12 protein-coding genes and 1 pseudogene are annotated in these 12,887 nt (G+C 51.6%); 8 read left to right on the forward strand and 5 right to left on the reverse strand.

The annotated features are described in order from the left end of the window. Nucleotides 1–11: 11 nt before the first annotated feature. The 7 genes and pseudogenes from IPF95_15545 (at nucleotide 12) to IPF95_15575 (ending at nucleotide 8,352) form a co-directional block, all read left to right on the forward strand. Nucleotides 12–692, forward strand: a pseudogene (locus IPF95_15545) (OmpA family protein). A gap of 377 nt (nucleotides 693–1,069) precedes the next feature. Further along, the gene (locus IPF95_15550) at nucleotides 1,070–1,969 is read left to right on the forward strand and encodes a phospholipase A (GenBank protein MBK6476099.1); all 900 of its coding nucleotides are present in this window, start codon (nucleotides 1,070–1,072) and stop codon (nucleotides 1,967–1,969) included. A gap of 242 nt (nucleotides 1,970–2,211) precedes the next feature. Beyond that, nucleotides 2,212–2,958: an SDR family oxidoreductase gene (locus IPF95_15555; protein ID MBK6476100.1), complete on the forward strand. Its 747-nt coding sequence runs from the start codon at nucleotides 2,212–2,214 to the stop codon at nucleotides 2,956–2,958. Nucleotides 2,959–2,992: 34 nt separating this feature from the next. After that, the gene (locus tag IPF95_15560) at nucleotides 2,993–3,286 is read left to right on the forward strand and encodes a sigma-70 family RNA polymerase sigma factor (protein ID MBK6476101.1); all 294 of its coding nucleotides are present in this window, start codon (nucleotides 2,993–2,995) and stop codon (nucleotides 3,284–3,286) included. Nucleotides 3,287–3,480: 194 nt separating this feature from the next. Continuing rightward, nucleotides 3,481–4,206 carry a hypothetical protein gene (locus tag IPF95_15565; protein MBK6476102.1) on the forward strand — a complete coding sequence of 242 codons (726 nt, stop codon included), beginning with the start codon at nucleotides 3,481–3,483 and terminating at the stop codon, nucleotides 4,204–4,206. 310 nt (nucleotides 4,207–4,516) lie between these two features. After that, nucleotides 4,517–6,454: a tetratricopeptide repeat protein gene (locus IPF95_15570; GenBank protein MBK6476103.1), complete on the forward strand. Its 1,938-nt coding sequence runs from the start codon at nucleotides 4,517–4,519 to the stop codon at nucleotides 6,452–6,454. Between the two features lie 206 nt (nucleotides 6,455–6,660). Continuing rightward, on the forward strand, nucleotides 6,661–8,352 hold the full coding sequence (locus tag IPF95_15575; GenBank protein MBK6476104.1) for an SBBP repeat-containing protein: 1,692 nt from the start codon (nucleotides 6,661–6,663) through the stop codon (nucleotides 8,350–8,352). Nucleotides 8,353–8,606: 254 nt separating this feature from the next. Here the strand turns inward: IPF95_15575 and IPF95_15580 are convergent, their stop codons facing one another. Beyond that, the gene (locus IPF95_15580; protein MBK6476105.1) at nucleotides 8,607–9,608 is read right to left on the reverse strand and encodes an IS110 family transposase; all 1,002 of its coding nucleotides are present in this window, start codon (nucleotides 9,606–9,608) and stop codon (nucleotides 8,607–8,609) included. A 554-nt stretch (nucleotides 9,609–10,162) separates the two neighbouring features. Between IPF95_15580 and IPF95_15585 the strand changes: the two genes are divergently transcribed. Continuing rightward, nucleotides 10,163–10,696 carry a lipocalin family protein gene (locus IPF95_15585; protein ID MBK6476106.1) on the forward strand — a complete coding sequence of 178 codons (534 nt, stop codon included), beginning with the start codon at nucleotides 10,163–10,165 and terminating at the stop codon, nucleotides 10,694–10,696. Between the two features lie 90 nt (nucleotides 10,697–10,786). Here IPF95_15585 and IPF95_15590 read toward each other — a convergent pair whose 3' ends face one another. The 4 genes from IPF95_15590 to IPF95_15605 all read right to left on the reverse strand — a co-directional run bounded on the left by IPF95_15590 (nucleotide 10,787) and on the right by IPF95_15605 (nucleotide 12,875). Next, nucleotides 10,787–11,209, reverse strand: coding sequence for a hypothetical protein (locus IPF95_15590; protein ID MBK6476107.1), 423 nt, complete (start codon nucleotides 11,207–11,209; stop codon nucleotides 10,787–10,789). Next, nucleotides 11,206–11,868, reverse strand: coding sequence for a hypothetical protein (locus tag IPF95_15595; protein ID MBK6476108.1), 663 nt, complete (start codon nucleotides 11,866–11,868; stop codon nucleotides 11,206–11,208). The genes IPF95_15590 and IPF95_15595 overlap by 4 nt, the downstream gene beginning before the upstream one ends. Before the next feature lie 12 nt (nucleotides 11,869–11,880). After that, nucleotides 11,881–12,489: a fibronectin type III domain-containing protein gene (locus IPF95_15600; GenBank protein ID MBK6476109.1), complete on the reverse strand. Its 609-nt coding sequence runs from the start codon at nucleotides 12,487–12,489 to the stop codon at nucleotides 11,881–11,883. A gap of 203 nt (nucleotides 12,490–12,692) precedes the next feature. Further along, the gene (locus IPF95_15605) at nucleotides 12,693–12,875 is read right to left on the reverse strand and encodes a hypothetical protein (GenBank protein MBK6476110.1); all 183 of its coding nucleotides are present in this window, start codon (nucleotides 12,873–12,875) and stop codon (nucleotides 12,693–12,695) included. Nucleotides 12,876–12,887 lie beyond the last annotated feature (12 nt).

Below are 12,887 nucleotides of genomic sequence, written 5' to 3' on the forward strand. Positions count from 1 at the left end.
ACCAAACGAACATGAACATCCGCATAACAACTGGCGCATTAGCGCTTTGCATCGGTCTATTGACCATTATTCCAGCGTGTAATACATCCAAAGGTGTGAAAGGCGGGGCCATTGGTGCCGGTGCAGGTGCCGGGATCGGTGCGGTCATCGGGAATCAATTCCCTGGCCAGAATGGAACTGCTATCGGAGCCATCATCGGTGCCGCAGTTGGTGGCACCACAGGAGCGCTTATCGGTCGACATATGGATAAGCAGGCGGAGGAATTACAACGCGATCTTGAAGGCGCTACGGTAACGCGTGTCGGCGAAGGGATCAAGATCACCTTTGATAGCGGCTTATTGTTCGCTGTGGATCAAAGCGATCTTAGCAGTACTGCGAAATCAAACTTGGATGAGCTGGCAACCACGTTGAATAAATACGACGATACGGATATCCTTGTTGAAGGCCATACGGATGCGGATGGGAGTGATGATCACAACCAGGCACTATCCATTTGAAGGGCGCAGAGCGTAGGAAACTACCTGATGGGAAAAACAGTTAGTGTAGGCCGTTTGAGCACTAGCGGCTACGGTGAAACCCAACCCGTAGCAGAGAACACTACGGATGCAGGAAAAGCGGCGAACCGCCGTGTGGATATCGCCATCTTCGCGAACAAGCGAATGAAGAAGGCTGCTGAGAAAGGCGAGCTTTAGTTCCGTGACCTTTTCTCCGAACTTCGATCTTCTTCGTATGCAATGCAACAGCCCCATGGAATTCTGGGGCTGTTGCATTCTGTGGTCCATCCAGCATCAACAAGTGGATCACGCATCTGTGAACTTCGCATTGAATGAACAAAAATAGGAATGGCACCGCCTTCTTCAGTGCCATGTTCAGCACCGAAGTTCCTTTACGGATGAAGCAAGAGGTCTACTGTTGATACGCCATCCGTGTTCTATCTTTCAACCGCGATCCGTAGAACAACGCTGGATCTTCTCTTACCAAGGACATGATCCGATCCACCTGACCAATAACTCCATTGCTTTTTATCATCTCGCTTCGATCACTGCTGCGCGTTCGCGAACAGGGGATAATGACATACCGCAGTGTTATTTTCTGTGTTGCCTTTGGTTCGTGCACCTATGCAGTCGCGCAAGCACGTAATGAATTCCTCAAGGACACGCACACCTTGGCTTCGCGCTGGGAACTTGTGGACAGTGTGCGCAATGGCACCTTCGTTCTTACCTCCTACAAACCCGTGTTCGTGCTTCCTTTTAATTGGAGCAGTGCACCGAATGGGAGACCTTATCGCTCGGACCAGACCATACCTACGGATCCGGAGCCCATTGCGTTGAATGCGGTGGAGTGCAAGTTCCAATTCAGTTTCAAGACCAAGGTGGTGCAAGGCTTGTTCAAGAACAAGGGTGATATTTGGGTTTCGTACACGCAAAGCTCGCGCTGGCAAGTGTATAACAAGGACCTTAGCCGTCCGTTCCGCGATACGAATTTCGAGCCTGAAGTGATGGTGGTATTTCCGCTGAATATCCGACTCCTTGGTCTACGCGTGCGCATGCTTAGCGGCGGGCTGGATCACCAAAGCAATGGAAGCCCGGATCCGAACAGCCGTAGTTGGAATCGCGTCATTGGGCAAGTGGGACTGGAGCGCGGACGTTTTACCGTATTGCTGCGGCCTTGGTGGCGCTTTCCTGAAGGAAAGAATGATGATAATCCCGGAATAACCGGGCTGATAGGCAATGGCGAAATGATCTTCATATACCAGCATCGCAGCCACGTTATTTCCGCGCAGGTCCGCAGCGCGTTCATAGATGCACCGTTCAAGGGAGGTTCATTGCAGGGCGACTGGTCCTTCACCATCAGCGGCCACCTGAAGGCGCACCTCCAAGTGTTCCACGGGAAGGGCGAGAACCTGTTGGACTATGACCACCGGCAGACCACCATTGGCTTGGGCGTTTCGCTCTTGGATTGGTTGTAAAGTCTAGGTCCAAAGATCTCCCACCTGCATAGCTGCAAATCGCAACTAGCATCCTGTTCTATCCGTTGCATACACTGCAAAAGGATCGGGCAGTTGGCAAAATCGGCAACGATCACCCCGTTGGTTCATAGGACTTCTTCGTGGTTCTGGGCGTTCGAAGATCGGCACGGTTTTGCCGGCTAAAATGAAAAAGCTGGGTCGTTATTGATCCGTGTGCTATCTATCATTAAACCACCAAACAGATGTTACAGAAGAAGACCGCATTGATCACCGGCGCAGGTTCCGGGATCGGAGAAGCAACAACATTACTCTTCGCACGCAGTGGAGCCAGTGTTATGCTGGCCGATATGGATATGGCGGGGGCGGAACGGGTACTCGCGGAAGTGAAGAAGAACGGAGGCAAGGGTGCTGTGGTGAAGGCGGATGTATCCAACCCAAAGGACTGTGAACACATGGTGGCAGAGACCGTAAAGCAATTCGGTCGGTTGGATATCGCGGTGAACAACGCGGGCATCGGAGGACCACAGGCCATGATCGGAGACTACCCGATAGATGGTTGGGACAAGGTCATCAGCATCAACCTGAGTGGTGTTTTCTATGGCATGCGCTACCAGATCCCTGCAATGCTGAAGAACAAAAGCGGCTCTATCATCAATATGGCATCCATCCTTGCCAAAGTGGGTTTCCCATCATCCGGCGCGTACGTTGCGGCAAAGCATGGTGTCATTGGCCTTACGGAGAATGCAGCGCTGGAATATGCCACACAAGGTATTCGCGTGAATGCTGTAGGACCGGGTTTCATTAAAACACCGTTGCTGGATCAGAACCTGAAAAAGGAGGAAATGGAGGGCATTGCTGCACTACACCCCATGAAACGCATGGGCACACCCGAAGAAGTGGCCGAACTGGTGTTGTGGCTCGCTTCGGAAAAGTCTTCGTTCGTTACAGGATCCTACTACAATGTGGATGGTGGATACCTCGCCCAATAAAGGGACCCTACCACACTAACTCTCTCACCTGAACATGCCCACCTTTGATGAGCTTTATGATAAGCATGCTCCCATGCTTTATGGAATTGCCTTGCGGTTCACCGGTGTGCCGTGTGCAAAACGGGCTTTAAGCAGTACGTGTCTAGAGTTGTGGGGAACGGCTGCGAAACGCGATCTACCCATAACCGTGCTGCCCATGGTCCGCGTGATGGTGTCTCATTTGCGGAAGCAGTGCATTAACGATGGTAAGCGTAAACAGTTCGAAAGACAGCTTTCCATCGTAATGGCGGAGTTGAAGGAGCGTGGCGTTAGATCGTCACAAGGATGATCATCCGGTTGGAATTCCTATTGATCTGAGCGATGGATATTTTAGTAGTTGAAGTGGTTCCTCTGTTCGGAAGTGCCTGTTCCTGAACAATGGGTGGTGTGAAGGTTTCTAAGGAACACGTAAGCGACTATCTCTTTATTGGGACCCTACTAGTCCATTAAGCTGAACTAGTTTCGCCGATAAACTCCCTCTCCATGTCCTGGAAGATCGCCATCGTTGTCGCTTTGCTCACCGCGTTCATAACTGCGATCACCTCCATTATTGTAACCAATTATGTGGCGGATAAATGCGGAGTCAGCGATCAGGACGGTGGGCGAAGTATGGGCATCTTCTTCTTCTTAGGACCGGGCGCCTTCGTTATGGGTCTTTTGTTCGGTCTGTTGGTCAGTTACCTGATGCACGCTGTGGAATGGGCACATTTCTGGAAAGCAGTGGGCGCATCCGTGGGCATAGCGTTGGGCGCCATTGTGATCATCGCCGGCTATTTCTTGCTTGATGCGCCGATCAGGCATGTTGAAGGTGGTTCGCCGTTGGTTCTGGAAGTCGAGATCCACATACCCCTAGAGCGGATCCCCGAACATCGGGAGGAGTTGGATCCGATGCGCATCAGTCTCTACGCGGGGCCAAGGGATAATTCATTCGGAGACATTGACACCGCTCTCAACCGGACCGAGAACGGCAAACTGATCGTAACGGGAAAACTTGGTCTTAACAGTACCTCTCACACACGAACGGTATCCTTCCATGTCGACCAGAATACGTGGTTGGCACTGGATCACTTGCCCATTACGGCCAAGCCGAGTGAAAAGGACTCCGCATGGAGCACCCTGCTGCCGATGCGCGATGCCACCATCGCTGAAGCACATTATTCCGATGTGCAGGCACGCGTTCGGGTGGTGAAGCGGGTCCGGGTATTGTGAAGGGCACCACGCTTCTATTCCTCCAGCATTGATTGAAAGCGCACGATCCAAGCTTGTACACCTTGTTAATCCTGTTGTTCAATTCGGCATGTACTACACTCTTCGCAATCATTGGCTTTGCCCAACTAAGTTTTTTGCCAGAGAGAACGCACTACGACGTATTTCTGGAACGGATCGCACAAGATCCCTTGATATCCCACGTTGCCGAAACCCTTCTCTTACTGCCTCAATTCAACCCATCTCTAATTTGAAAAGGACAGGTGCATTGAAAATGTGAGTGCGCGATCTACTTTGTATCCACTTTAGAGCAATGCGCACTTTTCTGCCTCTCCTGCTGAATGCCTTTGGTATGGTTTGCTTGGCGCAAAACCAGAGCACCGTGCAACGCGATAGTTTGCAGGTGATCTGGTCGGATGAAAGGATACCGGATACTGCGCGCTTTGATGCAGGGATCGAATTGGTACGTGATATCATTTACAGCGCTCCGCCCGACAGTGGTCTACAACTGGCACGTGAATTACTGTATTTCGCTCAAGAACACCACTTGGATCCACAACGCGCCGAGGCCCATATACTTTGCGGCACATTCAACAACCGGTTGAGCCGGTGGGACAGTGCAGAGTCACACCTGCTTCGGGCGTTCGACCTGTATGAACGCCTCGGCCAGAACCGCGGTAAGGCGAAGGTGATGAACAGTTTGGGAAATGCCCTTGCCTACAAAGGCGACCACGTGAAGTCCATTGACTATTACACGCAAGGACTTCGCATCGCCGAAGCTGAAAATGACAGTAATTTGATCGCAAGACTGCTGGGTAACATCGGCGTCTCGCACTACGAACAAGGAGATCTCGAACGAGGACTTGAATACTTCAATCGAAGGATCGCTGTGGCCGATCGTATCGGTGACCGTCAATGCGCCCTAGAAGCTTACATCTGCATTGGTATAACACGCCAGAAACAGGGGCGGCTGATCGATGCACGCGCCGAGTTCATCAAGAGTTTGGGCATTGCGCGTGAGATCAACGATGTCCTGAGCATACAGGTCGTGCAAGGAAACTTGGGTACCGTGTACATCGACCAAGGCGACTACCCAAAAGCGTTGGCCTATCTGGACAGCAGTTTGGTATTGGCCGAGCGGCAGGAAGACCCTATGCAGATCGCCAATATCTACAGCGAAATGGCGCGCGCACATCATCTGCAAGGCAATGAAAGCGCTGCACTCGACGCCGCGCGTAAGGCATTGTCTTCAGCAGAAATAGCTGGGGTATTGGAGAATTGGCGCGATGCCGCGAAGATCAATTACACGGTGCTGAAGGCAATGGGAAGGAAAAGCGAAGCATTGGATATGCACGAACTCTACATCACCATGCGCGATAGCATGACGAACGATGATAACAAGAAGCGCATGATGAGCCAGAGCTTCGAGTATGAGTTCGACAAGAAAGAAGCGCTACTTACTGCTGAGCAAGAAAAGAAAGATGCGGTAGCGACAGAGGAACTCCGACGCAAGAACCTGCAACGCAATGCATTTATCGGGGGATTCGGGCTGATGATGTTATTGGCCGGGACCTTTTTCTTCCAACGAAACCGCATCAGCAAAGCCCGAAAGCGCAGCGATGAACTCTTGCTCAATATCCTACCAGAAGAAATAGCAGAAGAATTGAAAGAAAAAGGTTCGGCAGAGGCTGTGCAGATCGATCAGGTCACCGTGCTCTTCACGGATTTCAAAGGCTTCACGGCTATGAGCGAAGTGCTTACCCCAAAACAACTTGTAAAAGACCTGCACGAATGCTTCAGTGCATTCGATCACATTTGCGAGAAGCATGGGCTTGAAAAAATAAAGACCATCGGCGATGCCTACATGGCCGCCGGTGGATTACCTACGCCCAATAGCACGCACGCCACTGATGTGATCAAAGCGGCCTTCGAAATGCGCGACTTCATCGCCGCGGGAAAAGCCCACAAGATCACCGCCGGCCTCCCCTACTTCGAGATCCGAATCGGTATCCATACCGGTCCGGTGGTGGCCGGTATCGTGGGCGTCAAGAAGTTCCAGTACGACATCTGGGGCGATACGGTAAATACTGCCAGCCGCATGGAGAGCAGCGGTGAAGTTGGACAGGTTAACATCAGCGAGGCGACTTATGCACTCGTGAAGGATGAACCGGGGCTTTCATTCACCTCACGCGGCAAAGTGCAGGCGAAGGGAAAGGGGGAATTGGAGATGTACTTTGTTCAGCTGGCTTAGATCTTAACCGCTCGCTCGCAACGAAAACGCCGAACGTTCGGGAGCAGTGCACCACCCTACTAATCGTCCAGCACAAATTGGATGCGCACGATGGATCTAATGTTCCGGAAAACGGCCAACGGATCTAAGGAACCACCTGTGAACCATTCCTTCAATAGTGTGTGCAGAGACTTCGTATCGCCAACGAGCCAGGATACCTTTGCGACATGCGAATTCAAACTGCTCTACTCTTCTGGCTTTTCTTTACAGCCGCTAACGCGCAGCCGTTCACATGGAACTGGAGCGTAAGCGACACCAGTACCTTGAGTACACCCGATGTGCAAGGCATGGCCACCGATGCGTTGGGCAACAGCTACATCACCGGCCAATTCTACGGAACAGCCAGCTTTGGTAACCTGCCGCCGATCACCAGTGTGGGCCAGAGCGATGTGTTCATAGTGAAGTATGACAATAGCGGAACGGCTTTGTGGGCAATGCACGGTGGTGGTACGGATTTCGACGATCCGAGCGACTTGGCATTGGATGCCGAAGGCAACGTGCTGATCACGGGAACCTTTTACAGTCCTACGGCCACCTTTGGTGCGGATACGCATACGCGCGTGGGTGCAATGGACATCTTTGTTGCGAAAGTGAACGGAGCCGATGGCAGCTTCCTGTGGAGCCACCGTTTTGGCAGCAACGATTTCCAGTCCGGCCATGCCGAGCACGGCAATGCTGTTGCATGTGACAGTGATGGCAACATATACCTGAGCGGCGCCTTCAAGTACACATTGGAAGTTGTTGGCCTGCCCACGTTGGATGGCTGCAGCCAATACTACACGAGCTTCCTGATGAAGCTGGACCCCGATGGCAATGGCATCTGGAGCCGCCGTACGGACTGCACACGGCATTGGAGCTATGGTGCTGTGGAGGGGCAACAGCTTACGGTTAGCTCGGCGGGTGATCTCTATTTGGGTCTGCGCGCCCGTGGCGATACGATCTTCTACGAGACCGATACCATCATTAACCAACAGCTCAGCGGACAGGCGCACGATGTGATCCTTGCGAAGTACGACCTCGATGGTAACTACCAATGGGCACGGCAGATCGGCGGTTACGGTTATGATGATGCACAGGCCCTTGCTGCGGATGCGGAAGGGAATATCTACATCGCCGTGCACCGCGAGGGTTCTTACGGGTACTTGGGCATACCGGGCATTGACTTCTCTGGCAGCCTTGGAACATATAGGAATGTGGTATTGAAGTACACGGCAGAAGGAAACCTCTTGTGGGGTGTGCGCTTAGGCAATTCGACATACGACCATGACATTGAAGCAATGCTCTTGGAAGGTCCGGAGCAGATCGTAGTGGCCGGTTGGCACCAAGGCAATTTCCAGTTCGATGATGTGGTACCCAACCCCGGCATCGGCGGCACTTACGGCCTCTTTGTTGCACGGTACGACAGCAGTGGCGTTCTCGGCGACTACCACGCAGCGCGTTACCAATATCCGCGAGGTATCCGGGGCATGGGTCGCGATGGTGGTGGCAACCTCTACCTCGCAGGCTATTTCCAGGATTCGCTCAGCTTCCCCGGTCTACCCGTGATGGACCTTGCGACCTCCAGTAGCAGCGCACTCTTTGTGGCACGGAGCGGTAACTTCCCGACAAGCTTGACCGAACGCAACGCAGCAACGAGTATGTGCTACCCTAACCCATCGAACGGGACATTCACCATGCAAAGTGAACAGCCGTTCACCGAACTGCGCATTGTGAACACGTTGGGCGCGGTAGTGTACCATGAACGTTTTGCACCCACCACAAGCCATGCGCTGGAACTCGTTCCACAAGGCGTATTCGCTTACTCGCTTTTGCACAAGGGCTCGGTCGTTGCTCACGGGCGGATGGTAGTGCAGCGTTGAACGAGACTTTTTAACGGTCTTCATCCTAAAGTATTTCAGGGTAGTCCGCCGAACGGCTGACAGACTTATTCTATGTTAAAAACAAGCATAACGTAAAGTTTTTTTCAGGCATTAGGACTCCAGCCATGAACCAAGGATGAGGCCCACCCTTGATCCATGTTGTTGGCCGTTGCCATCATGCCTATCCCTGTTAGGTTGCTCTTCAGCAGAGCCTGCTTCCGTTTGGACACGACATACGAAGTACGGCAATCCGATCAATTCTGCACTAATTGCCGCTGCTCATAGGGCCGGTTGTTGCGGATCACGGCGCAAACACAATGGATGATCTTATTACGGACCGCATTGACAACCAATATCGGCTTCTTGCCTTCAGATACTTTGCGTTGGAAGTAGACCTTTAATTCTCCTTCGCGTTGCACGTTGGCAAGTGCAGCCATGTGGAGCATGGTCTTAAGGATCTTGTTGGCTTGATGTGATACTTGCGTTCGTCCGCGAATACTGCTACCAGAACTACGCTCAAATGGAGCTACACCAGCATGACATGCCAGTTCGCGTGGGTTCGTAAATCGATGGAAGCCATCGGTGAGCGCGATCAAATAGCTCGCTAATTGTGGGCCTACGCCAGGGATCGTGAGCAACAGGTTGTATTGTTCACTGGTTATATCATCGGCTTTGATCTGTGCCATGATCAGTTGCTCTACGCGTATCACGGCACGATCCGAAGCAACGATCAAACGCTTGTCAAGTTGGTCGAACGCCTTTTTAATGTCCTTGTCCATGTAGCGGTTCAGGTCCGAGAGATGCTTCTTGTACATGGCTCTGACGCGAACCAAGTGTTGCCTACGTGTGAGCAGGTGCTTGAGTTTATCGAGCTTGAGGTTCTGTGCTGTGAACAAACGTGTTTTCTCTCGAAATGTGCGTGCGTATTGCGCGATCCGCAAAGCGTCCACTTTGTCGTTCTTCACACGCTTGATGCCCATGCTCTTTTGTATATCGAGCGGGTGCGCCAACCAAGCATGCCAGTGCTGCTCCACGATCAGATTAAGCAACATCAACGTATAGTGCCCGGTAGGTTCCAAACACACTAGGCATTCCCCGGTGTCAACTCCGTATCGTTTCTTCCAGCTGTTCATTAGCGTCATTACGGCTGTACGACCATTGCTTACTTGCAAGCTCTCCAAGTGAACACCGTGTTCATCGAGCAATGCGAAATCCAAGGTTGCACTGCTCACATCGATACCGATCCAATGCTTCATTTTCGTTTACTTTGAGGTTCAACAAATGATCGCTGTTGAGGCTGAGCGACAGGTCCGATGCTCCATGACTCTAATAGGCCCTTACGCCTAGCATTCTATCCGAGCCTTAGACCTGAGAAAGCCAGAGGTACCCATAAGTCTCTTAGGGCTTTAACCCTAGCTGCGGAGTTGGTTCACCCCTGGCTTGGCTCAGTTCTCTTCAGTGATCTATCGACATCTAAGAAAATAGTTCCTTAGTGACGATGCAATACTAGAGTCTGCGGAAGAAATAATTGACGATCTTGGCGTGAATGAAAAATGTCATTAACACAATATATGGCATATGCCTCACGCAAAACTAAACGTTGTCAGTGTCTCCCGTGTTTAGTGGACCCTGCCATTCCACGTTCTGTTCGCACCATCAAGTGTCAATGGCCTGGACGCTACAGACCGGACACAGGTTTGATCCTATCGCAAGAATTGGATAAACTAGAACCGAGTGCGCAGCGCGATTGCTAAATTTTTAAGATCCGGAACGTTATGTGCAATCGAAAGCACCCTTAACCAGTTGACCAATGAAAACCAAAATAGCCACACTACTCATCCTATTCTCCTTGCTCGGGCTTCAATCGTGTTCTACACTACCGGAAGGAGCGGTGGCCGTTACCAACTTTGACAAAGCAAAGTACCTTGGTAAATGGTATGAGATCGCTCGGTTGGATTTCAAATTCGAGCGTGATCTGAGTAATACCACCGCAGAGTATTCATTGAATGAGAATGGCACCATTAAAGTTGACAATAATGGATACAACACAAAAAAAGAGAAATGGGAGCAAGCGATCGGCAAGGCAAAGTTTGCTGGTAGTGAAAATACGGCAATGCTCAAAGTGTCCTTCTTCGGACCGTTCTATGCAGGCTACAATGTAATTGCGCTTGACCCAGAATACCGCTATGCCTTAGTTGCCGGAGCAAGCTTGGACTACCTCTGGATCCTATCCCGAGAAACAACCATTCCGCAAGATGTGAGAGATAACTATTTGAAGATCGCAGAAGAGATCGGTTATCACACTGCAGACCTGATCTGGGTTGCACATGATCGGCAGCACTAATTCTTGTGCTTAACCATACGTCGTGTTGCGGCAAGCCAAACGCAAAAGCCCCGGATCGCTCCAGGGCTTTTGATGTTTGAACTGATCACTTTACGCTGCTTTCCGTGGTTTGTATCCGGATCGTTTTAGGCGTTTTAGTCGTTTCGTCTGTTGTTCCGGTGTAAGACTGTTCCATTCACCTTCAGTACCGGCATGGATGTCTTCGATCTCATCCATAAGTGATCGGTTGATCTGGTAAGATCGGGCTATGCTGTTATCCGCTTTCGCTTTCGCCTTGTGCAGCTCGTTCAGCTCGTTGCGCATGTGGAGGAATTCTTCTTGCACGATGGTGAGCGGTTCTCCTGCATTTACTTGGCTCAGGAGCATGGCATTCTGCTCGCGGAGTTGCACTATTTCGGCCTTCAACTCACGGGCCAGAAGCGCAAGCCAGCAACTACGCTCGTACCACGTTTCCTCGGGGTCAAGGACATGCAGTTCCAGTTGCTTCTTCTTGAATAGGTTTCTGATCTTCATGCTGCTTGCTTTTCTGCTTCTTCCACGCGTTCAGCGCGGGCGAGGCGTTCTGTTTGTTGTCCTGTAGTGAGGCTGTCCCACGCGCGTTGTGTATCGAGGCGTTCCATCAGTTCCTGCTGTTCCGGGAAAAGTTGCCCGTAGCTAACGAAGGTGCGCACGTGTACGATGTCCGTGTTCTGATCCCAATCGCCAAGGCCAAGGCCATGGTTCATACCCACGCGCACTTCCCAGATACCGGGGCTGCTTTCGTGAAGCGTCTCTATGGCATGGTAGTAATTCTCATAGAAGAAGCTCTGCAACCGTTCCAAGGGGTTGCTTGTGGGATCGAAGCGTTCGCCATAGCGCTGGATCATGTGATTATCCAAGTAGGTTGTCCTTCCGGTCTTTGTGACGATGAGTGCGATGATGCGGCCTTTGGCATCATAACTCCACACCAGTGAATGCAGGGTAAGGCCGGACTTGCTGATGCTGAAATGGAGCAGCCAATTGTTCTTGCGCGGCGACTTCCACGGTTCCAAATGATCCAGCGTGTGGGCACGATCATTCAGATGCATGCGGCGCAATTTGGGCAATAGGCCGTCGATCTTATTCCACAAGGAGCGAAAGTCCTGGCGGGCGTCGGTCACCATTTCAGGAATTGACATGCTGGATACGATCATGATACGGGAGGGTTAAGCGACCAAGAGAAAGCTGGAACCTGAATAAGGGCTTTGTGCCTTTCGACCTACCGCGCATACACGGAATTGTACATTGGGCTGCGCAAGATCCGCAGCGACCAAGAGCTCGGGACGGCTAGTGAGTTCCACGCGCTTCCAGTCGAGAAGTCCAGGTAACAGCGCTTCTACCTCATAGATGATAGCACCCTGCACGCGCTGCCACTGTACTAACATTCTATCGGGGAAGTTGGTGCGGCGCACGCGTAGACGTTTCGGCGCTTCCAAATTGGTAATGGGTACTGGCTTGTGGGCCAATGCAAAACCAGAACTTGAGAGTGCTACCGCATCTCCTAAGCACACACTATTCACGTATGCAGCTAATCGCGTGAGTAAACGATCCATACGCTCAACTGTGCTATTCCTATGGATGATGGCTATGCGACCACGGTCCGTTGCCTGGATGTTAGCCGCTTGCAGTACCTCGTAGGCAGCGTGCAATTCAGACATGGTGGGTTCTGACTCCGTGAACAGTGGATTACCATTCATACTCGTGTATATATGGTAGGCCAAGTTCTCCTTCTGAAGGCCATTCAGTCCGCGTAATCCTGCTTTTACCTTGTTCATTTTGCTGTCAATTACGCTTGTTACGAGACCGGGTCGCGCAAGGTTGCGTTTGCACGAACTCCTTCTGCGGGTGCACTACTTCGATGGGCGATCGCATGCGCTGGTGGTGCGGCTGCCAACCGCATTAGTGTAAGTGCATGGTTCTTTCCTGCACGTGCATGCCTACCAGTTGCGTGCGCTTATTCCGGCCGTGCATATGCAGCCTATGGGTATGTACCTACATAGCGGATCGTTGCACATGCATTATGTATGAATGCAGCTGCAAAAGATGGTAATGCACGTGCAGCGTTCAGCAGCGCACATGCAACACGTGCGCATGCATGTGCTGCACAGTTCACTGCGCGCGCAGGATGGCGTGTTGCGTACACAACAGATCTTGCATTCATCACGTTTTACCA

It is taken from the genome of Flavobacteriales bacterium, from assembly GCA_016704485.1.
GTDB lineage: Bacteria > Bacteroidota > Bacteroidia > Flavobacteriales_F > PHOS-HE28 > PHOS-HE28.